The organism is Pseudomonas sp. NPDC090208 (genome assembly GCF_044746785.1).
Lineage (GTDB): Bacteria > Pseudomonadota > Gammaproteobacteria > Pseudomonadales > Pseudomonadaceae > Aquipseudomonas.
This window is the reverse complement of sequence record NZ_JBIVCU010000002.1, coordinates 133,920-154,746: the sequence shown is the minus strand read 5'-3', so window position 1 is coordinate 154,746 and position 20,827 is coordinate 133,920. Positions and strand designations below refer to the sequence as shown.

At 60.6% G+C, this 20,827-nt stretch carries 24 protein-coding genes; 11 read left to right on the top strand and 13 right to left on the bottom strand.

Annotation, left to right across the window (positions count from 1 at the left end; genetic code table 11):
• Nucleotides 1–4: 4 nt before the first annotated feature.
• The 3 genes from cysN to ACIPL0_RS03730 all read right to left on the bottom strand — a co-directional run bounded on the left by cysN (nt 5) and on the right by ACIPL0_RS03730 (nt 3,843).
• Nucleotides 5–1,900, bottom strand: a complete 1,896-nt coding sequence (gene cysN / locus ACIPL0_RS03740) for a sulfate adenylyltransferase subunit CysN (RefSeq protein WP_400593516.1) — start codon at nt 1,898–1,900, stop codon at nt 5–7.
• A 15-nt stretch (nt 1,901–1,915) separates the two neighbouring features.
• A complete protein-coding gene (gene cysD / locus ACIPL0_RS03735; protein ID WP_400593519.1) occupies nt 1,916–2,833 on the bottom strand; it encodes a sulfate adenylyltransferase subunit CysD in 918 nt (305 codons plus the stop codon).
• Nucleotides 2,834–3,084: 251 nt separating this feature from the next.
• Nucleotides 3,085–3,843 carry a Nif3-like dinuclear metal center hexameric protein gene (locus tag ACIPL0_RS03730; protein ID WP_400593522.1) on the bottom strand — a complete coding sequence of 253 codons (759 nt, stop codon included), beginning with the start codon at nt 3,841–3,843 and terminating at the stop codon, nt 3,085–3,087.
• A gap of 121 nt (nt 3,844–3,964) precedes the next feature.
• On the opposite strand from ACIPL0_RS03730, the gene algW reads away from it, so the two are divergent.
• Entirely contained in the window at nt 3,965–5,125 is a 1,161-nt protein-coding gene (gene algW / locus ACIPL0_RS03725; RefSeq protein WP_400731298.1) for a Do family serine endopeptidase AlgW, read from the top strand.
• A gap of 218 nt (nt 5,126–5,343) precedes the next feature.
• Here the strand turns inward: algW and hisC are convergent, their stop codons facing one another.
• The 10 genes from hisC to ACIPL0_RS03675 all read right to left on the bottom strand — a co-directional run bounded on the left by hisC (nt 5,344) and on the right by ACIPL0_RS03675 (nt 13,359).
• Entirely contained in the window at nt 5,344–6,396 is a 1,053-nt protein-coding gene (gene hisC, locus ACIPL0_RS03720) for a histidinol-phosphate transaminase (protein WP_400593528.1), read from the bottom strand.
• A 2-nt stretch (nt 6,397–6,398) separates the two neighbouring features.
• Nucleotides 6,399–7,727 carry a histidinol dehydrogenase gene (gene hisD / locus ACIPL0_RS03715; protein WP_400593530.1) on the bottom strand — a complete coding sequence of 443 codons (1,329 nt, stop codon included), beginning with the start codon at nt 7,725–7,727 and terminating at the stop codon, nt 6,399–6,401.
• A gap of 145 nt (nt 7,728–7,872) precedes the next feature.
• Nucleotides 7,873–8,508, bottom strand: coding sequence for an ATP phosphoribosyltransferase (gene hisG, locus ACIPL0_RS03710; protein ID WP_400593533.1), 636 nt, complete (start codon nt 8,506–8,508; stop codon nt 7,873–7,875).
• 165 nt (nt 8,509–8,673) lie between these two features.
• Nucleotides 8,674–9,939, bottom strand: a complete 1,266-nt coding sequence (murA, locus tag ACIPL0_RS03705) for a UDP-N-acetylglucosamine 1-carboxyvinyltransferase (RefSeq protein WP_400593536.1) — start codon at nt 9,937–9,939, stop codon at nt 8,674–8,676.
• A 22-nt stretch (nt 9,940–9,961) separates the two neighbouring features.
• Complete coding sequence (locus ACIPL0_RS03700; protein ID WP_400593539.1) at nt 9,962–10,201, bottom strand: BolA family protein; 240 nt, start codon at nt 10,199–10,201, stop codon at nt 9,962–9,964.
• 114 nt (nt 10,202–10,315) lie between these two features.
• Complete coding sequence (locus tag ACIPL0_RS03695) at nt 10,316–10,621, bottom strand: lipid asymmetry maintenance protein MlaB (protein ID WP_400593543.1); 306 nt, start codon at nt 10,619–10,621, stop codon at nt 10,316–10,318.
• Nucleotides 10,618–11,274 carry a phospholipid-binding protein MlaC gene (locus ACIPL0_RS03690; protein WP_400593545.1) on the bottom strand — a complete coding sequence of 219 codons (657 nt, stop codon included), beginning with the start codon at nt 11,272–11,274 and terminating at the stop codon, nt 10,618–10,620. The genes ACIPL0_RS03695 and ACIPL0_RS03690 overlap by 4 nt, the downstream gene beginning before the upstream one ends.
• 11 nt (nt 11,275–11,285) lie before the next feature.
• Complete coding sequence (gene mlaD, locus ACIPL0_RS03685; RefSeq protein ID WP_400593548.1) at nt 11,286–11,753, bottom strand: outer membrane lipid asymmetry maintenance protein MlaD; 468 nt, start codon at nt 11,751–11,753, stop codon at nt 11,286–11,288.
• Nucleotides 11,753–12,550 carry a lipid asymmetry maintenance ABC transporter permease subunit MlaE gene (gene mlaE, locus ACIPL0_RS03680; RefSeq protein ID WP_400593551.1) on the bottom strand — a complete coding sequence of 266 codons (798 nt, stop codon included), beginning with the start codon at nt 12,548–12,550 and terminating at the stop codon, nt 11,753–11,755. The genes mlaD and mlaE overlap by 1 nt, the downstream gene beginning before the upstream one ends.
• Nucleotides 12,550–13,359, bottom strand: coding sequence for an ATP-binding cassette domain-containing protein (locus tag ACIPL0_RS03675; RefSeq protein ID WP_400593554.1), 810 nt, complete (start codon nt 13,357–13,359; stop codon nt 12,550–12,552). The genes mlaE and ACIPL0_RS03675 overlap by 1 nt, the downstream gene beginning before the upstream one ends.
• A gap of 310 nt (nt 13,360–13,669) precedes the next feature.
• Here ACIPL0_RS03675 and ACIPL0_RS03670 point away from each other — a divergent pair, with 310 nt between their 5' ends.
• The 10 genes from ACIPL0_RS03670 to ACIPL0_RS03625 all read left to right on the top strand — a co-directional run bounded on the left by ACIPL0_RS03670 (nt 13,670) and on the right by ACIPL0_RS03625 (nt 20,714).
• Nucleotides 13,670–14,644, top strand: a complete 975-nt coding sequence (locus tag ACIPL0_RS03670; RefSeq protein ID WP_400593557.1) for a KpsF/GutQ family sugar-phosphate isomerase — start codon at nt 13,670–13,672, stop codon at nt 14,642–14,644.
• On the top strand, nt 14,645–15,178 hold the full coding sequence (locus ACIPL0_RS03665; protein WP_400593560.1) for a KdsC family phosphatase: 534 nt from the start codon (nt 14,645–14,647) through the stop codon (nt 15,176–15,178).
• A gap of 10 nt (nt 15,179–15,188) precedes the next feature.
• The gene (lptC, locus tag ACIPL0_RS03660; protein ID WP_400593563.1) at nt 15,189–15,761 is read left to right on the top strand and encodes an LPS export ABC transporter periplasmic protein LptC; all 573 of its coding nucleotides are present in this window, start codon (nt 15,189–15,191) and stop codon (nt 15,759–15,761) included.
• Nucleotides 15,748–16,296: a lipopolysaccharide transport periplasmic protein LptA gene (gene lptA / locus ACIPL0_RS03655; RefSeq protein ID WP_400593566.1), complete on the top strand. Its 549-nt coding sequence runs from the start codon at nt 15,748–15,750 to the stop codon at nt 16,294–16,296. Before lptC ends, lptA begins: the two co-directional genes overlap by 14 nt.
• Complete coding sequence (gene lptB, locus ACIPL0_RS03650; protein WP_400593569.1) at nt 16,296–17,021, top strand: LPS export ABC transporter ATP-binding protein; 726 nt, start codon at nt 16,296–16,298, stop codon at nt 17,019–17,021. Before lptA ends, lptB begins: the two co-directional genes overlap by 1 nt.
• 188 nt (nt 17,022–17,209) lie before the next feature.
• Nucleotides 17,210–18,703: an RNA polymerase factor sigma-54 gene (locus ACIPL0_RS03645; protein WP_400593572.1), complete on the top strand. Its 1,494-nt coding sequence runs from the start codon at nt 17,210–17,212 to the stop codon at nt 18,701–18,703.
• 76 nt (nt 18,704–18,779) lie between these two features.
• Nucleotides 18,780–19,088 carry a ribosome hibernation-promoting factor, HPF/YfiA family gene (gene hpf / locus ACIPL0_RS03640; protein ID WP_003377554.1) on the top strand — a complete coding sequence of 103 codons (309 nt, stop codon included), beginning with the start codon at nt 18,780–18,782 and terminating at the stop codon, nt 19,086–19,088.
• Nucleotides 19,089–19,100: 12 nt separating this feature from the next.
• The gene (ptsN, locus tag ACIPL0_RS03635) at nt 19,101–19,565 is read left to right on the top strand and encodes a PTS IIA-like nitrogen regulatory protein PtsN (protein ID WP_400593575.1); all 465 of its coding nucleotides are present in this window, start codon (nt 19,101–19,103) and stop codon (nt 19,563–19,565) included.
• Nucleotides 19,566–19,567: 2 nt separating this feature from the next.
• Nucleotides 19,568–20,425 (top strand): RNase adapter RapZ, encoded by an 858-nt coding sequence (gene rapZ, locus ACIPL0_RS03630; RefSeq protein ID WP_400593578.1) that lies wholly within the window; start codon nt 19,568–19,570, stop codon nt 20,423–20,425.
• A 16-nt stretch (nt 20,426–20,441) separates the two neighbouring features.
• On the top strand, nt 20,442–20,714 hold the full coding sequence (locus ACIPL0_RS03625) for an HPr family phosphocarrier protein (protein WP_400593581.1): 273 nt from the start codon (nt 20,442–20,444) through the stop codon (nt 20,712–20,714).
• Nucleotides 20,715–20,827 lie beyond the last annotated feature (113 nt).

Sequence of the window (20,827 nt, the reverse complement as noted above, 5' to 3'; positions counted from 1 at the left end):
CAGTTTAGATCGCGCCGCGTGCACGCAGCAGGTCGATGACCTGTTTCGCGCTTTCCTCGACACTCAGCGACTGGGTGTCGATCACCAGATCGGCATCCAGCGGCACGTCGTACGGGAAGGACTCGCCCGGGATGTTGTCCTTGTCGGCGGCGTACAGGCCCTGCGGATCGCGCTCACGGCAGACCAGCGGCGAGGCCTGAACGTAAACGGTGATCAGACGGTCGTCGCCGATCAGCGCCTTGGCATTCTCACGCCCTGCCGCATCCGGTGCCACGAAGGCCGCCAGGGTCAGCAGACCAGCTTCGTTGAACTGACGCGCCACGTGGGCGGCACGACGCCAGTTTTCGGTACGCCCTGCGCGATCCTGCGGCAGACCCTTGTTCAGGTCGTGACGCAGATTCTGACCATCAAGGACGAACACCGCACGGCCCATGTCGAACAGCTTGCGCTCGACCGCGTACGCCAGCGTGCTCTTGCCGGCGCCCGACAGGCCGCTGAACAGCACGGTGGCCGGCTTCTGGCCGAAGCGCTGGGTGCGCTCTTCAACCGATACATGGGCCAGCGCACCATGGTGACCGCCGGTGCCGGTGGTCGGCTTGGCGATGATCATGCCCGCCGCCACAGTGCCGTTGGTCAAACGATCGATGACGATGAACGCACCGGTCGTACGGTTGCTGTCGTAGCCGTCCAGCGCGATCGGTGCGTCGAGGCTGACCTTGACCCGACCGATTTCGTTCAGTTGCAACGCACTGGCAGGGCCTTCTTCCAGGGTGTTCACATCGACCCGATGGGTGATGCTGGCAATCGAGCCCGGCACGTAGGACGTGGCGCGCTTGATGTCGTACTTCTTGCCCGGCAGCATCGGCTCTTCCGCCATCCACACCAGCATGGCGTCGAAGGCATCGGCCACTTGCGGCACGTTGTCGGCGTGTACCAGCAGGTCGCCACGGGAGATGTCGATCTCGTCTTCCATGGTCAGGGTCACGGCCTGACCAGGACCCGCATGCTCCAGCTCGCCTTCGAAGGTGACGATGGATTTCACACGGCTGCTCTTGCCCGACGGCAGCACGACGACTTCGTCGCCCTTGTGCACCACACCGCTGGCGAGCGTACCGGCGAAGCCACGAAAGTTCAGGTTCGGACGGTTGACGTACTGCACCGGGAAGCGCATGTCGGAGAAATTGCGATCACCGGCGATTTCGACGGTTTCGAGAATTTCCATCAGCGACTTGCCGGTGTACCACGGCGAGCGTTCGCTCTTGTTCACCACGTTGTCGCCCTTGAGGGCCGACATCGGCACGAATTCCATGGTGGTCGGCTTGAGCGAAATGCGCTCGGCAAACGCCAGGTAGTCAGCCTTGATCTGCTCGAACACGTTCTGGTCGAAGCCATTGAGGTCCATCTTGTTGATGGCGACCACGATGTGCTTGATGCCCAGCAGCGAAGCGATGTAGCTGTGACGACGGGTCTGGGTCTGCACGCCGTAACGGGCGTCGACCAGAATGATCGCCAGGTCACAGGTCGAAGCACCGGTGGCCATGTTGCGGGTGTACTGCTCATGGCCGGGGGTATCGGCAATGATGAATTTGCGCTTGGACGTCGAGAAATAGCGGTAGGCGACATCGATAGTGATGCCCTGCTCGCGCTCGGCCTGCAGACCGTCCACCAGCAGCGCCAGGTCGACCTCATCGCCGGTGGTGCCGGACTTCTTCGAGTCACGGGTGATGGCTTCCAGGTGATCTTCGTAGATCATCTTGGAGTCGTGCAGCAGACGGCCGATCAGCGTGCTCTTGCCGTCGTCGACGTTGCCACAGGTCAGAAAGCGCAGCATCTCCTTGCGTTCGTGCTGGGCCAGGTAGGCGAGGATGTCCTCGCTGATCAAATCAGATTGGTGCGACATGAGTGGACCCTGAAATTAGAAGTAGCCTTGGCGTTTCTTGTCTTCCATGGAGCCGGCGCCATCGTGGTCGATGACACGGCCCTGACGTTCGGACGTTCGGGTCAGGAGCATTTCCTGAATGATGTCCGTCAGGGTCTCGGCTTCCGACTCGACAGCGCCCGTCAACGGGTAGCAACCGAGGGTACGGAAACGCACCTTCTTCTTGACGATACGGGCCTTCTCTTCATCAGTGAGATGCTCGAGGATGCGGTCGTCGTCGATCATGATCAGGGTGCCGTTCTTCTCGATGACTTCACGCTCGGCGGCGAAGTACAGCGGGACGATCGGGATGCCTTCCAGATAGATGTACTGCCAGATGTCCAGCTCGGTCCAGTTCGACAGCGGGAAGACGCGGATCGACTCGCCCTTGTTGACCTTGCCGTTGTACACGTTCCACAGCTCGGGACGCTGGTTCTTCGGGTCCCAGCGGTGCTTGCTGTCGCGGAACGAGTACACGCGCTCCTTGGCGCGGGATTTCTCTTCGTCACGGCGCGCGCCACCGAAGGCGGCGTCGAAGCCGTGCTTGTCCAGCGCCTGTTTCAGGCCCTGGGTCTTCATGATGTCGGTGTGCTTGGAGCTGCCGTGAGTGAACGGGTTGATGTCCTGCGCCACGCCTTCAGGGTTGATGTGAGTAATGAGCTCCAGGCCCATTTCCTCGACCATCTTGTCGCGGAAGCGATACATCTCCTGGAATTTCCAGCGGGTGTCGACGTGCATGACCGGAAACGGCAGCTTGCCCGGGAAGAAGGCCTTGCGTGCCAGGTGCAGCATCACGGCAGAGTCTTTACCGATCGAGTAGAGCATCACCGGGTTATCGAACTCGGCGGCGACCTCGCGGATGATGTGGATGCTTTCCGCCTCCAACTGTTTCAGGTGCGTCAGTTTGTCGACCATGGTTACTCACGGGATAACGTACTTTATGGAGAGCCTGCGGGCTCTATCGAACGCCGCACTTTATCATGGGCCTTGATTCTAATCAGCGACCCCAATAGACCTAAAAGATATAACCATATAGCCCCTGATTTGGACGCCGGGCCTCTCATCAGTCTGTAGCAGTCCGGCTTGCCGGCGGCGACGCCTGTGAAATCGCGACCGCCGGCAAGCCGGACTGCTACAGCGTCAAACCGCTGCCCCTCTTCGTCGATTCAGATCGGATTCGGACAATCGATGAACAGATGCTCCAGCGCGAAACGCCGCGCCAGATAGTCGCCGAGCGCTTGCACACCGTAGCGTTCGGTAGCGTGATGACCGGCAGCAATGAAGCTGACGTCGTTTTCCCGGGCACTGTGGAAGGTCTGTTCGGAGGCCTCGCCACTGAGGAACAGGTCAACACCGGCCGCGATGGCGTGATCGATGTAGCCCTGCCCGCCACCGGTACACCAGCCGACCCGGCGAATCATTTCGCTGCCTTCTATCAACAGCGGTTCACGGCCCAGCGCGGTCTGTACCCGATGGGCGAAATCCCGGGCAGTGACCGGTTCATCCAGCGAACCGATCAGGCCGATGATCTTCGGGTTATCCGGGTCCAGCGGGCCCTCCACCGTAATGTCCAATTGACGGGCCAGTTGTACGTTGTTGCCGACTTCCGGGTGCAGGTCCAGCGGCAGGTGGTAAGCCAGCAGGCTGATGTCATGTTTGAGCAAGGTCCTCAGACGACGCTGCTTCATGCCGGTGATGCAGGCGTTCTCGCCTTTCCAGAAATAACCGTGGTGGACCAGGATCAGATCGGCATTGGCCTCGACCGCAGCATCCAGCAGCGCCTGACTGGCGGTGACGCCAGAGATGATCCGCGACACCTGCGGGCGACCTTCGACCTGCAGGCCGTTGGGGCAATAATCCTGGATGCGGGCGCTGCCCAGATAGCGGTCCGCCTCTTCGACCAGAGTGCTCAGCGCGACAGCCATAAAAGTCTCCTAAATATGCAGTTCAGACCGTGCCGGTCCTCGTATAATGCCCGCCATTATGGCGCAGGCAGGACAAAACGGTTCGCAATGCCGCGCGTATCTACCTTCAGGATCTTGCTCAATGCTCAAAGCGCTGCGTTTTCTCGGCTGGCCATTGCTCGCTGGTGTGCTTATCGCTTTACTGATTATCCAGCGCTACCCGGAGTGGGTGGGCTTGCCCAGTCAGGACGTCAACCTGCAACAGGCGCCCCAGACCGCGCTGATCCAGCAGGGTCCGGTGTCCTATGCCGACGCGGTGAGCAGCGCCGCACCGGCGGTCGCCAATCTGTACACGACCAAGATGGTCGCCAACAAACCCAACCATCCGCTGTTCGAAGACCCACAGTTCCGCCGCTTCTTCGGTGACAATCTGCCCAAGCAACGGCGCATGGAATCGAGCCTGGGTTCGGCGGTGATCATGAGCCCGGAAGGCTATCTGCTGACCAACAACCACGTGACCTCCGGCGCCGACCAGATCGTGGTGGCGCTCAAGGATGGCCGGGAAACCGTGGCTCGGGTCATCGGCAGCGACCCGGAGACCGACCTCGCGGTGCTGAAGATCGACCTGAAAAATCTGCCGTCGATCACCCTGGGCAGCTCCGACAGCATCCGCATCGGCGATGTCGCGCTGGCCATCGGCAACCCGTTTGGCGTGGGCCAGACCGTGACCATGGGCATCATCAGTGCCACGGGCCGTAACCAGTTGGGCCTGAACACCTATGAAGACTTCATTCAGACCGACGCAGCGATTAACCCCGGCAACTCGGGCGGCGCGCTGGTGGACGCCAACGGCAACTTGACCGGCATCAACACCGCCATCTTTTCCAAGTCCGGTGGTTCTCAGGGCATCGGCTTCGCCATCCCGACCAAGCTGGCACTGGAAGTGATGAAGTCGATCATCGAGCACGGTCAGGTGATTCGCGGCTGGCTGGGCATCGAAGTGCAGCCACTGACGCCGGAACTGGCGCAATCGTTCGGCCTGAAAGACCGTCCGGGCATCGTCGTCGCCGGGATTTTCCGTGACGGCCCGGCGCAGAAAGCCGGCCTGCAACTGGGTGACGTGATCCTCAGCATCAACGGCGAACCGGCCGGCGACGGACGCAAGTCGATGAACCAGGTGGCGCGCACCAAGCCATCGGAAAAGATCGCGATTCAGGTGATCCGCAATGGCAAGGAATTGAAGCTGATGGCCGAAGTCGGCCTGCGTCCGCCACAGAACGTCACGCCTGCGGCCGAAGACTGATTGGCGCGATCTGCTTCTGGCCGAAGGCCGTGGGAGGGAGCCCTGCTCGCGAAGGCGTCATATCTGACAGCGCGGTAGTGTCTGAGCGGGCGCATTCGCGAGCAGGGCTCCCTCCCACAAAAGCCATTTGCCCGACATGCCATCTGCGCCGTCCGGACAGTCGCCACCCATAAAAAACCGCCCCAAGAGGCGGTTTTTTATTGGCTGGCGGCAACCCGTCAGAGATCGCCCAACGCATCCACCAGCGCCTGATTCTGCTCAGGCGTGCCGATGGTGATGCGCAGGAACTGGGCAATGCGTTCCTGCTTGAAGTGACGCACGATCACGCCCTGCTCGCGAACCTTGGCCGCAAGGCCCGCCGCGTCGTGTTGCGGGTGGCGGGCGAAGATGAAGTTGGCCGCCGATGGCAGCACTTCAAAGCCCTTGGCCTGCAACTGCGTCGTGAGCTTCTCGCGGCTGTCGATCACCCGCTTGCAGGTTTCCTCGAAGTACTCGCGGTCATCGAACGCCGCCGCTGCACCGACGATCGCCATGCGGTCCAGTGGGTACGAGTTGAAGCTGTTCTTGACTCGCTCCAGTGCCTCGATCAGATCCGGATGGCCGACCGCCAGACCGACCCGCAGACCGGCCAGCGAACGCGACTTGGACAGAGTCTGGGTCACCAGCAGGTTCGGATAGCGATCCACCAGACTGATGGCCGTCTGGCCGCCGAAGTCGATGTATGCCTCGTCGACGATCACCACCGAATCCGGGCTGGCCTTGAGGATCTGCTCGACCGCATCCAGCGCCAGCAGGCAGCCGGTCGGCGCGTTCGGATTAGGGAAGATGATCCCGCCATTCGGCCGCGCGTAGTCTTCGACGCGAATCTGGAACTGCTCGTCCAGCGGTACCGCCTCGTAGTTCACACCGTACAGGCCGCAGTAGACCGGGTAGAAGCTGTAACTGATGTCCGGGAACAGCAGCGGCTTTTCCTGCAGGAAGAACGCGTGATAGGCGTGGGCCAGGACTTCGTCCGAACCGTTGCCGAGGAACACCCGATTGGACTCAACCCCGTAGTAGCGCGCAACGGACTGCTTGAGCAGATCGCTGTTCGGGTCAGGGTACAGACGCAGGTTGTCGTTGACCTCGGCGCGCATGGCGTCGATGGCCTTGGGCGACGGGCCATACGGGTTTTCGTTGGTGTTGAGTTTGACCAGCTTGGTCAGCTTCGGCTGTTCGCCCGGCACGTAAGGCACGAGATCACGAACGAACGGACTCCAGAATTTGCTCATGTTCACTTGCCTTCCTGAGAATTGTCGAGGATCCGGTATTCGGCGCTGCGGGCGTGAGCGCTCAGCGATTCACCGCGAGCCAGCACCGAGGCGGTCTTGCCCAGCTCCGATGCGCCCTGCTCCGAGCAGAAAATGATCGAGGAGCGTTTCTGGAAGTCATACACGCCCAGCGGCGACGAGAAACGCGCGGTACCGGAGGTCGGCAGGACGTGGTTCGGCCCTGCGCAATAGTCGCCCAGCGCTTCGGACGTGTGACGGCCCATGAAAATCGCGCCAGCGTGACGGATCTGCGGCAGCCAGGCTTCGGGATCTTCGACCGACAGCTCCAGGTGCTCCGGCGCGATGCGGTTGGCGACTTCGATGGCTTGGGCCATGTCGGCCACCTTGATCAGCGCACCACGACCATTGATCGAGGTGTTGATGATCTCCGCACGCTCCATGGTCGGCAGCAATTTGGCGATGCTGGCGGCGACCTTGTCAAGGAACTCGGCGTCGGGGCTGACCAGAATCGCCTGGGCGTCTTCGTCGTGCTCGGCCTGGGAGAACAGGTCCATGGCGATCCAGTCCGGATCGGTCTGGCCATCGCACACCACGAGGATCTCCGAAGGGCCGGCGATCATGTCGATGCCGACCTGACCGAACACGTGGCGCTTGGCCGTGGCGACATAGATGTTGCCCGGACCGACCACCTTGTCGACCTGCGACACGCTTTCAGTGCCGTAAGCCAGCGCGGCCACAGCCTGCGCGCCGCCGATGGTGAAGACGCGGTCGACACCGGCGATGCATGCCGCGGCCAGTACCAGTTCGTTGACCTCGCCGCGCGGTGTCGGCACGACCATGACCACTTCACCGACACCGGCGACCTTGGCCGGAATGGCGTTCATCAATACCGACGACGGGTACGAAGCCTTGCCGCCCGGCACGTACAGACCGGCGCGATCCAGCGGCGTGACCTTCTGACCCAGCACGGTGCCGTCGGCTTCGGTGTAGCTCCAGGAATCCTGTTTCTGCCGTTCGTGGTAGCTGCGCACGCGCTCGGCGGCCTTTTCCAGCGCCTGACGTTGAGCAGGAGTGATGCGGGTCAGAGCCTGTTCCAGTCGCGCACGCGGCAGGATCAGGTCGGCCATCGACGCCACTTGCAGGCCGTCGAAACGCTGGGTGTACTCGACCAGCGCCGCGTCGCCGCGCTCGCGCACGTTGCGGATGATCTCCAGCACACGCTGATTGACCGAATCGTCGGACACGCTTTCCCAGCTCAGCAGATGATCCAGATGTCGGGCGAAATCCGGGTCAGCAGCGTTGAGTCGGCGAATGGTGTTGGAAGTGGTCATAGCGTGAGCCTCATTGATTGGCGTTTTCTCAGATGCCTTGAATACCGGCAGCCTTAAGCTACCAAGCCATCCGCGCAGGCACCTGAGAAATTTGGCTATGACACGGATAGCTGCGCGCAACGTCACAGGACGTCGCGCAAAACAGTCAGCCGCGGTGTCGCTGCTCCACGGCAGAACGCAGAGTGTCGATGAGCGACTGAATACGGGCGTGTTGCATCTTCATCGATGCCTTGTTCACCACCAGACGCGAACTGATGTGGGCGATCATTTCCTGCGGCTCAAGGCCGTTGGCACGCAGGGTGTTGCCGGTATCGACAACGTCGATGATCTTGTCGGCCAGACCAACCAGCGGTGCCAGCTCCATCGAGCCGTACAGCTTGATGATGTCGACCTGACGGCCCTGCTCGGCGTAATAGCGCTTGGCAACGTTGACGAACTTGGTCGCCACGCGCAGACGGCCTTTCGGCTCGGCAGCGCCGACGGCACCGGCGGTCATCAGCTTGCATTTGGCGATCTGCAGATCCAGTGGCTCATACAGGCCCTGGCCGCCGTATTCCATCAGCACGTCCTTGCCGGCCACGCCCAGATCCGCCGCGCCATGCTCGACATAGGTCGGCACGTCGGTGGCCCGCACGATCAGCAGGCGCACATCGTCCTGGGTCGTCGGGATGATCAGTTTGCGGCTCTTGTCCGGATTCTCGGTCGGCACGATACCCGCCGCAGCGAGGAGCGGCAGAGTGTCGTCAAGGATTCGGCCCTTGGACAGTGCGATGGTCAACATGGAAAACGTCAGTCCTTATCAGCAGGCGCGTACCGGGTCACAGTCGGTGCCCGGCAATCTCCGGATCGATGATGCAGGATCCGGAGTTGAACAATCTTTAAATCATCGTTGCGACCGGCGCGCCTGAACCGAACAGGTCGGCTCAGGCGGCGGTCGGCAAGACGACTAGCCCGGAACGCGACGGATTTTCGCGCCCAGTGTCTGCAGCTTCTCTTCGATACACTCGTAACCACGGTCGATGTGGTAGATGCGATCGATCAGCGTGTCGCCCTGGGCAACCAGTGCCGAGAGCACCAGGCTGGCGGAAGCGCGCAGGTCGGTGGCCATCACTGGCGCACCCTTGAGCTTCTCGCAGCCAGTGACGATGGCAGTGTTGCCTTCGACCTGGATCTGCGCGCCCATGCGGTGCATTTCGTAGACGTGCATGAAACGGTTTTCGAAGATCGTCTCGATGATCGCACCGGTGCCTTCGGCAATGGCGTTCAGCGAGATGAACTGCGCCTGCATGTCGGTCGGGAAAGCCGGGTACGGCGCGGTGCGCAGATTGACGGCCTTCGGACGCTTGCCATGCATGTTCAGCTCGATCCAGTCCTCACCAGTGGTGATTTCGGCGCCGGCTTCACGCAGTTTTTCCAGAACGGCTTCGAGGATGGTCGGATCGGTGTCTTTCACTTTGACCCGGCCACCGGTCACGGCAGCGGCGACCAGATAGGTACCGGTTTCGATGCGGTCAGGCATGACGCGATAGGTCGCCTGGCCCAGACGCTCGACGCCGTCGATGGTGATGGTGTCGGTGCCTGCACCGGAAACCTTGCCGCCCATGGCGTTGATGAAGTTCGCCAGGTCGACGACTTCAGGCTCGCGGGCAGCGTTTTGCAGCACGCTGCGGCCTTTGGCCAGGGCAGCGGCCATCATGATGTTCTCGGTACCGGTCACGCTGACGGTGTCGAAGAAGAAGTGCGCACCACGCAGACCGCCTTCCGGCGCCTTGGCCTTGATGTAGCCGCCTTCGACTTCAATGACCGCGCCCATGGCTTCCAGACCGCGGATGTGCAGATCGACCGGACGCGAACCGATGGCGCAACCGCCAGGCAGTGCGACTTCGGCTTCACCGAAACGGGCAACCATCGGACCGAGCACCAGGATCGAGGCGCGCATGGTTTTCACCAGCTCGTACGGTGCAACCAGGGTCTTGATGGTGCGCGGGTCGATTTCCACGCTGAGCTTTTCGTCGATGATGGGCTCGATGCCCATGCGACCGAACAGCTCGATCATGGTGGTGATGTCGTGCAGGTGTGGCAGGTTGGCGACGGTCACGGGACCATCAGCCAGCAAGGTGGCTGCGAGAATCGGCAGGGCAGAGTTCTTCGCCCCGGAAATGCGGATTTCGCCATCAAGACGAATGCCGCCAGTAATAATCAGTTTGTCCATTAGAATCTCGACGCCAATTGGCTCAGGTGCGCTCGGCCCATGCAGCGCGGCTGAAAAATTTCATGGTGACCGCGTGGATGCTGCCATCGGCGATCCATGGGTTCAAATGCGCATAGATCTGTTGTTGGCGCTTGACCGGACTCAGTGTAGCCATTTCGTCGCTGATCACGTTCAACTGGAAGTTGCAGCCTTCGCCTTCAACTTCGAACTGGACTTCCGGCAGCTTACCTTCAAGGAAGCTTTTAACTTCTACGGCCTGCATGCTAAACCTCAATCGGCGCCCTACGCGCGCGGGTCGGCAATCATACAAAAAAGCCCTCTCGTTGCGAACCCCGCATTGCAGGCTCCGGACGAGGGGCTTGATCGATGACTGCTGTCAATGTTGTTCGAACAGGTCGGTAATACCGGACACCTGAGCAATTTCTCGCATGTCTTCCGGCAGCGCACGCACACTGACCGTCTTGCCGGCCTTTTGCGCATCGCGCATGAAGGCCAGCAGCAACGCCAGCCCCACACTGGAAGACTTCTGCACCGCAGAACAGTCCAGCACTACGGAAGGCGCAGTGCTGGCCTTGATCAACTCGGCACCCTGCTCACGCAGGGCCGGGCCGGTACGGTAGTCGAGCACGCCGAACAGCTTCAGCTCGCCACCACCGACCGCGGTAATGCATGCATCACTCATTTGACGACCTTGTCAGGCGAGTTTTCGGTGTTCTGCTTGGCCTTCGCCACTTCACCGGCCCAACCGTCGATGGTCTTGTTCAGGTCGTTGCCGTTGCGCTGCATGGCGTCGGCGAACTGATCGCGGAACAGCTTGCCGATGTTGATGCCGTTGATGATCACGTTGCGCACTTTCCACTCGTTATCGATCTTCACGAGGGTGTACGAAACAGGATAGACCGCGCCGTTGTTGCCCTTGACAGACATGTCGACGGAGGTGCGATCAGCGCCCTCTTCCTTCGCCGGAGCGACGGTGATGCCCTGGTTGTTGTACTCCAGCAAGGCGTTGCCGTAGAACTGGATCAGGCTGCGCTTGAAGTTTTCCTGGAAGCGCTGCATCTGCTCAGGCGATGCATTGCGCGAGTACTTGACCGTCATGATGCTTTTGGAAATGCCGTCGGCATCGATGACCGGACCGACGATACCGTTCAGCGCGTTATAGAACGCCTGCGGATCGGTCTTGTACTTTTCCTTGTTGGCGGCCAGATCGGCCAGCAACTGTTTGGTGGTGGTGTCTACCAGATCATGAGCGGACGAGGTGGTAGCGGCCGCGTTGGCGAACAGCGGCAGAGCAGCCAGCAGCACCAGAAGGCCACGGCGCAGAATCGAGATCATGAAAAAACTCCTCATTTGGCGTCTTTACCCACGGAATTGAGCAGGAACTTGCCGATCAGGTCCTCGAGCACCAGCGACGACTGGGTGTCGTGAATTGTACCGCCGTCCTTGAGCAACTGGTCATCGCCGCCGACGCTGATCCCGACGTACTTCTCACCCAGCAGACCGGCGGTGAGAATAGACGCTGTGGAGTCGGAAGGCAGGTTATTGACCCGTTTATCCACCTCCATGGTGACGCGGCCGGTGAAGGTGTCGTGGTCCAGATCGATTGCCGTGACCTTGCCGATGGTCACACCGGCCATGGTCACTTTTGCTCTGACAGTCAAACCGGCGATATTGTCGAAATTCGCATAAAGTTTATAACTGTCGGCAGCACTGCTGGTGCTCAGACCGCTGACCCGCAGCGCGAGCAACAGCAAAGCCAGAATTCCGACCAGCAGGAACAGGCCGACACCGGTTTCGAGGGCGCGGTTTTGCATCAGAAGTCTCCAAACATCAAGGCGGTCAAAATAAAGTCCAGGCCCAAAACGGCCAGCGAGGCATAGACCACGGTCTTGGTCGTGGCGCGACTGATCCCTTCGGACGTGGGCTCGCAGTCATAGCCTTGGAACACGGCAATCCAGGTGACGACAAAAGCGAACACGACGCTCTTGATGACACCGTTGATCACATCACTGGAAAACGAAACGCTGTTCTGCATATTCGCCCAATACGATCCTTCGTAGACGCCGAGCCAGTCGACCGCCACCCACGAACCGCCCCAGATGCCGACCACACTGAAGATGGTCGCCAGTACCGGCAGCGAGATGAAGCCCGCCCACAGGCGCGGTGCAACGATGTATTTCAGCGGGTCGACACCGATCATTTCCAGGCTGGAAAGTTGCTCGGTGGATTTCATGTTGCCGATCTCGGCAGTCAGCGCAGAACCCGCACGACCGGCGAACAGCAACGCCGTGACCACCGGCCCCAGTTCGCGCAGCAAGGTCAGGGCCACCATCTGCCCGACCGCCTGTTCGGAGCCGTACTTGGCCAGAATGCTGAAGCCCTGCAAGGCCAGGACCATGCCGATGAACACGCCGGAAACGACGATGATCGCCAGCGACATCACGCCTACCGAGTACAACTGGCGAACCAGCAGCTGAAAGCTGCCGCCGATTCCGCCGCGCCCCAGCAAGGCATGCACCAGAAAGATCCCCGAACGCCCCAGTACCGCAACAATATCGATCGCCGAACGCCCCATCAGGCGTACACGATCCATGAATGACTTTCTGCGCATCAGCGCTTCCCCAACAGATCTTCGCGATAATCCGGTGCCGGATAGTGAAAAGGCACGGGACCGTCCGGCTCCCCGGTCATGAATTGCCGAATGCGCGGATTGTCCGACTGCATCAATTCCTGCGGCGTGCCCTGCCCCAACACCTGCCCGTCACCCACGACGTAGAGGTAGTCGGCGATGCTGGCGGTTTCCGCCAGATCATGGGACACCACCACGCTGGTGATACCCAGGGCATCGTTGAGCAAGCGGATCAGACGCACCAGAACACCCATGGCGATCGGGTCCTGCCCCACGAACGGCTCGTCGTACATGAGAATCTGCGGGTCCAGGGCAATGGCCCGGGCCAGCGCAACACGCCGCTTCATGCCACCGGAAAGCTCGTCGGGCATGAGTTCGACCGCGCCGCGCAACCCTACCGCCTGCAGCTTGAGCAGGACGATGTCGCGGATCATGTCTTCGGGCAGTTTGGTATGAACACGCAGCGGAAACGCCACGTTTTCGAAAACGTCGAGATCGGTGAACAGCGCACCGCTCTGAAACAGGACACCCATCTGCTTGCGCGCATCGAACAGATCGCTGCGCGACAGCTGCGGCAGATTCTGGCCATTGACCCAGACCTCGCCGGCGCTGGGACGCAATTGCGCACCCATCAGCCGCAGCAAGGTGGTCTTGCCACTGCCCGACGGCCCCATGATGCCGGTGACTTTGCCCCGGGGAATGCGGATGTCCACATTATTGAAGATGCTGCGCGTACCGCGTTTGAAGGACACACCCTTCAATTCGACCGCGTAGGCGTTATCGGCACTCATCTAAACTCCTTGCGATGCAGCCTGTCTCTCAGATGCTGCGTCCTTGACGAACGACACACTGTCTGGAGGGGCCGAACAAGCGGCGAACTATAACACCGCTGTCGTACGCCGCCAAAGCACCAACCGCTCCGCTTTCATCAGCGTGCAATATTTGCAGTGCAGTGGAATTTTCCTGGAGAGACGAAGGTCAGTGCCGGACCGGAACTGACGGACCGATACCTTCCATAAACAAAGAGCTACGATGAAGCGTGAGGCTTTTCAACATTGCCGCTATAATCGCGGCCTTTTTATCAGACCGACCCTTGCCTACATGACCAATGCCCGCGACCTGATTGAATCGGCACAACGCACCATCCGCCTTGAAGTAGAAGCCGTGGAGGGTTTGCTTGCGCATATCGATGCGGACTTCGTCAAAGCCTGCGAAATGATCATGACCAGCCAGGGCCGGGTCGTGGTGGTCGGCATGGGCAAGTCCGGGCACATCGGCCGCAAGATCGCCGCCACCCTGGCCAGCACCGGCACGCCAGCGTTTTTCGTGCACCCGGCCGAAGCCAGCCATGGCGACATGGGCATGATCACGGCCACCGATATCATTCTGGCGCTGTCCAACTCCGGGACCACGGCCGAGATCGTGACCCTGCTGCCGCTGATCAAGCGCCTGGGCATCAAGATGATCAGCCTGACCGGCAACCCGGATTCGACGCTGGCAAAAGCTGCCGACGTCAACCTCAACGCCCGCGTTGCCCACGAAGCCTGCCCGCTGAACCTGGCGCCGACCTCGTCGACCACTGCTGCACTCGCCATGGGCGACGCACTGGCCGTGGCCCTGCTCGATGCACGCGGCTTCACTGCCGAAGATTTCGCCTTCTCGCATCCGGGCGGCGCGCTGGGCCGCCGCCTGCTGCTGAAGGTCGAGCACGTCATGCACACCGGCGCCGAACTGCCACAAGTGGCACGTGGCACCCTGCTGCGCGACTCGCTGATGGAAATGACCCGCAAGGGTCTGGGCATGACCGCCATTGTCGAGGCCGACGGCCGTCTGGCCGGGATCTTCACCGACGGCGACCTGCGTCGCACGCTCGACCGCCCCATCGACATCCGTCAGGCGGTGATCGACGACGTCATGACCGTACACGGCAAGACCGTGCGCGCCGAAATGCTCGCCGCCGAGGCACTGAAGATCATGGAAGACAACAAGATCGGCGCACTGATCGTGGTCGACGAGCATGATCGTCCGGTCGGCGCATTCAACCTGCAGGACCTCCTGCGCGCAGGAGTCATGTAAATGAGCGTCGACATGAATGAACTGATGCAACGCGGCAAGGCGATCAAGCTGGCTGTTTTCGACGTGGACGGCGTGCTGACCGATGGCCGCCTGTACTTCCTGGAAGACGGCAGCGAGTTCAAGACCTTCAACACCCTCGACGGCCAGGGCATCAAGATGCTCATCAACTCGGGCGTGACCACGGCCATCATCAGTGGCCGCAAGACCCCGGTGGTCGAACGCCGGGCAAAGAACCTGGGCATCGCCCATCTTTATCAGGGCCGCGAAGACAAGCTGGTGGTCCTGGACGAATTACTGCAGCAACTGAACCTGAGCTATGAACAAGTGGCCTATCTGGGCGACGACCTGCCGGACCTGCCGGTGATTCGTCGCGTCGGCCTGGGCATGGCAGTGGCCAATGCCGCCGGCTTCGTTCGTCAGCATGCCCACGGCACAACCCAGGCACGAGGCGGTGAAGGCGCTGCCCGTGAATTCTGCGAGCTGATCCTGAACGCTCAGGGCAATCTCGAAGCGGCCCACGCCGCCTACCTATAGAAGTGCACCTATGCTGAGCAAAAAGTTTCGTACATTTCTGATCTTCGGCGTGCTGGCCCTGCTGCTGGCAGCGGTCGGCTACTGGAACATCAGTCCGGAAAGCTTCATGGACCAGCCCAAGACGGCGGTCGATGAAAGCGCCATCGACTATTACGCCCTGAACGCCCACAGCATTCAGTACCTGCCCGATGGCGGGATGCAATACGACATGACGGCGGACAAGGTCGAACACCTGAAAGCCACCGACGTCACCCTGATGACCACGCCGGTACTGCAGATGTTTCGCGGTTCGGAATACCCTTGGCACGTGCAGAGCGTACGCGCCGAGGTGTCCCCTGGCGGCGACCATGTCGAGCTGATCGATTCGGTGCGCATCAACCGCACCGACGAGAAAAAACGCACCACGATCATCACCAGTAGCCGCATGACAGTATTCCCTCAGAAGCAATATGCGGAAACTGCGCAACCCGTTAGAATCGACGGATTCAACGGTGTGAGCACCGGTACGGGTATGAAAGCCTATTTAAAAGAAAGCAGGATACACCTGCTATCGAACGCAAGAGGACAGTATGAGGCTCCTTAAAACCCTCCCTATTTTGCTTGGCCTGGGCGCAGCACTGGGAAGCGTTAGCGCCTGGGCTCTGCCGAATGATCAGGATCAGCCTATCCGCATTCAGGCAGACGATGCTCAACTGGACGACAAACAAGGTATCGCCACCTACACGGGCAACGTGATCATCACTCAAGGTTCGATGAAGGTCACCGGCAACAAAGTGACCATGACCCGCACCCCGGCCGGCGATATCGACGTCGTGACCTCGGTCGGCAATCTGGCCTACTTCGAGCAACTGCAGACCGCTGGCGATACCAAGCCCGTGCAAGGCTGGGGTGTCACCATCCAGTACCACGCGCCGCAAAACCGCATCGTGCTGATCGACAAGGCCAAGGTGGTCGACAAGGACAACAACACCACGCAAGGCGAGAAAATCGTCTATGACACGGAACGCAAGCTCGCCAGCGCCGGTCGCGCTACAGGCAGCAAGCTGACCGAGGCGCGTCCTCGCGTCGACATGGTGATCCAGCCGAAAAAGAAAACCGACCAGCAGAAGGCCCAGTAATGGCAACGCTGAAAGCCCAACACCTGGCGAAGAGCTACAAGAGTCGTCAGGTCGTCCGTGACGTCAGCCTGTCCATCGAGAGCGGCCAGATCGTCGGCTTGCTTGGCCCCAACGGCGCCGGCAAGACCACCTGCTTCTACATGATCGTCGGCCTGGTGCAGGCCGATCAGGGCCGTGTGCTGATCGACGAAATGGACGTCAGCCACCAGCCGATGCACGGCCGCGCCCGCGCCGGTATCGGCTATCTGCCGCAAGAGGCGTCGATCTTCCGCAAACTGTCGGTATCGGACAACATCATGGCGATCCTCGAGACCCGCAAGGATCTCGACCGCGCCGGACGTCGCAAGGAACTGGAAAGCCTGCTGCAGGAATTCCATATCACCCACATCCGTGACAACCTTGGCATGAGCCTGTCCGGTGGTGAGCGACGTCGTGTTGAAATCGCCCGCGCGCTGGCCACTGCGCCGAAATTCATCCTGCTGGATGAACCGTTTGCCGGTGTAGACCCGATCTCCGTGGGCGACATCAAGCAAATCATTCATCACCTCAAGGCCAAGGGCATCGGTGTCCTGATCACCGACCACAACGTACGCGAAACACTGGATATCTGCGAAACCGCCTACATCGTCAACGATGGGCAGTTGATCGCGGAAGGCGATGCCGAAACCATCCTGGCCAACCAGTTGGTCAAGGAAGTGTACCTCGGTCACGAATTCCGCCTGTAATCAAGGAACGGCACGGGGCTGAACGCGACCGGCAACATACGCTCATCGCCAGCCCCGGATTAATTGTCTTCGCACCCTAGGCAAACACCTCGGTTTCAGGCATATAATTTGCTTAATTTGGCGCCTTCTGGCGCCCAGTAGTGGATGGCGCGCACGAGCGCCGGCGAACAAGGTGTTAAGCCCCTGCCATGAAACCTTCGCTAGTCTTGAGAATGGGCCAGCAGCTGACGATGACACCGCAGCTGCAACAGGCCATCCGCTTGCTTCAGTTGTCGACCCTGGACCTCCAGCAGGAAATCCAGGAAGCGCTGGAGTCCAATCCCATGCTGGAACGCCAGGAAGAAGGCGACGATTTCGATAATGCCGACCCGATGGCCGACAACATCGAACAGAAGCCCAACGCCGATATCCAGGAACCGACCTATCAGGAAGCCGCGCCGACCGTCGACAACCTCGAGGACGGCGAGTGGAGCGAACGCATCCCCAACGAGCTGCCGGTCGACACCGCCTGGGAAGACATCTACCAGACCAGCGCCAGCAGCCTGCCCAGCAACGACGATGACGAGTGGGACTTCACCACCCGTACGTCCGCCGGTGAAAGCCTGCAAAGCCACCTGCTCTGGCAGCTCAATCTGGCGCCGATGTCCGACACCGACCGCCTGATTGCCGTGACCCTGATCGATTGCATCAACAATCAGGGCTATCTGGACGAATCGCTGGAAGAGCTGCTCGACGCTTTCGATCCCGAGCTCGACATCGAGCTGGACGAAATCGAAGCCGTTCTGCACCGCATCCAGCAGTTCGAACCTGCCGGCGTCGGCGCCCGCACCCTCAGCGAATGCCTGCTGCTGCAATTGCGCCAGCTGCCGGTCAAGACCAAGTGGCTGGCCGAAGCCCAACGCCTGGTCAGTGACTACATCGACCTGCTCGGTAGCCGTGACTACGCACAGCTGATGCGCCGCATGAAGCTCAAGGAAGACGACCTGCGTCAGGTCATCGAACTGGTCCAGAGCCTCAACCCGCGCCCCGGCTCACAGATCGAGTCCAGCGAAGCCGAATACGTCGTCCCCGACGTCATCGTGCGCAAGGACAACGAACGCTGGCTGGTCGAACTCAACCAGGAAGCCGTACCGCGCCTGCGGGTCAATCCACAGTACGCCGGCTTCGTGCGTCGCGCCGACACCAGCGCCGACAACACTTTCATGCGCAACCAGTTGCAAGAAGCACGTTGGTTCATCAAGAGCCTGCAGAGCCGCAACGAGACCCTGATGAAGGTGGCGACCCAGATCGTCGAGCATCAGCGCGGCTTCCTCGAATACGGCGACGAAGCGATGAAGCCTCTGGTCCTGCACGACATCGCCGAAGCGGTGGGCATGCACGAGTCGACGATCTCCCGGGTGACCACGCAGAAATACATGCACACCCCGCGTGGCATCTACGAACTCAAGTACTTCTTTTCCAGCCACGTCAGCACCTCCGAAGGCGGCGAGTGCTCGTCCACGGCGATTCGCGCAATCATCAAAAAACTGGTTGCCGCGGAAAATCAGAAAAAGCCGTTGAGCGACAGCAAGATCGCTGGTTTACTGGAGGCACAAGGCATTCAAGTGGCCCGTCGCACAGTCGCCAAGTACCGCGAATCCCTGGGGATCGCACCTTCGAGCGAGCGCAAGCGACTGATGTAGAGGTCACCCGCCACAGCGTTCCAGTGGCAGGCACCACGCCTGCCTCTTAATGCACTGGCAACGAAGGAGAAGCTGTATGCAAGTCAACATCAGTGGACACCAACTGGAAGTGACCAAGCCCCTGCGCGAATACGTCGAGCTGAAGCTGAAAAAGCTCGAAGGGCACTTTGACAAGATTACCAATGTGCAGGTGACGATGGCCGTCGAGAAACTGAAGCAGAAAATCGAGGCCACACTGCATATCCACGGAGGAGAGGTGGTTGCCAACGCCGAACATGACGACATGTACGCCGCCATCGACCTGCTCACTGACAAGCTAGACAGACAATTGCTCAAGCATAAGGAAAAGCAGCAAAGCATCCTCAAAGGTGCGGCCGCTCGCTGACACTCCCCACCCATGATCCGACTTGAAAACATCCTGACCCCTGGCCGTTCACTCGTGAACGTGCCAGGCGGCAGTAAAAAACGTGTTCTCGAACAAATCGCCAACCTGATCGGCCGGGAAATTCCCGAACTCGACAGCCAGCTGGTGTTCGAGAGCCTCATTGCCCGGGAAAAACTCGGCTCGACCGGCTTTGGCAACGGCATCGCCATCCCCCATTGCCGGCTCAAGGGCTGCACCTCACCGATCAGCGCCGTCCTGCATCTGGATGCGCCGGTCGACTTCGACGCCATCGATGGCGCTCCCGTAGACCTGCTGTTCGTCCTGCTGGTCCCGGAAGCCGCAACCGATGCGCACCTGGAGTTGCTGCGCCAGATCGCCAGCATGCTTGACCGCAGCGAAGTCCGCGCCAGCCTGAGGGGCGCCAAAAGCGCCGACGAACTCTACAACGTCGTACTGCACGTACAGAACGGTCACTGACCATGCGCATGATCATCGTCAGCGGCCGCTCCGGCTCCGGCAAGAGCACGGCCCTCGATGTTCTCGAAGACAGCGGTTTCTACTGCGTCGACAACCTGCCCGCCGGCCTGCTCCCCGAGCTTGCCGAGCGCGCGCTGATCAATACCGAGCTGGCTGAACCGCTGCTGGCCGTGTCCATCGACGCGCGCAACCTGCCCAGCCATCTGACCCGCTTTCCGCGAATGCTCGAAGAGGTTCGCAGTCGCCATATCCAGTGCGACGTCCTGTTTCTCGATGCCGATGAGTCGACGCTGCTCAAGCGCTTCTCGGAAACCCGCCGCCGCCACCCGCTGAGCACCGCAACCCGCTCGCTGGCCGAAGCGATCCGTGATGAAAAGACCCTGCTCGGACCGATCATCGATCTGGCCGACATGACCATCGACACCACGCGCCTGAACCTCTATCAACTGCGTGACACGCTCAAACTGCGCCTACTGAACAAACCCGAGCCAGGCACGGCCTTCCTCATCGAATCCTTCGGCTTCAAACGCGGCATGCCCGTGGACGCCGATCTGGTGTTCGATGTGCGCTGCCTGCCCAATCCCTACTGGAAACCGGAGCTGCGCGAGCAATCCGGCCTCGACCAGCCGGTGGCCGAATACCTCGATGCGCAACCGGATGTCGAAGAAATGTTTCAGGACATCAGCGCCTATCTGACCAAATGGCTGCCGCGTTTCGCCGCGAGCAACCGTGCCTACGTCACCATTGCCATTGGCTGCACCGGCGGACACCACCGCTCCGTCTACCTGACCGAACGTCTGGGTCGGGTGCTGCAGCAATCGCTCAAGAACGTTCAGGTCCGCCATCGCGACCTCAGCTGAAAGGATCCCGACCGCAATGCCCGCTCACCAGATCACCATCATCAACAAGCTGGGCCTGCACGCCCGCGCCGCAGCCAAATTCGTTGGCGTCGCCGGCAAATACCCGTGCCTGATCAAGATCGGTCGCAGCCCCGACAGCATGGTCGACGGCAAGAGCATCATGGCCGTGATGATGCTGGCCGCCGGTAAAGGCACCGACGTACACCTGCTGACCGAGGGCGACCAGGAACAGGCTGCGCTGGAAGGTCTGATCGAGCTGATCAACAACAGGTTTGATGAGGGTGAGTGAGGCCTTGGGTCAGCGCTACTGAAAGCGGTGGTAATTATCCGTGGGAGGGAGCCCTGCTCGCGAAAGCGCCAGGTCAGACATTACGGATGCGACTGCCACGACGCCTTCGCGAG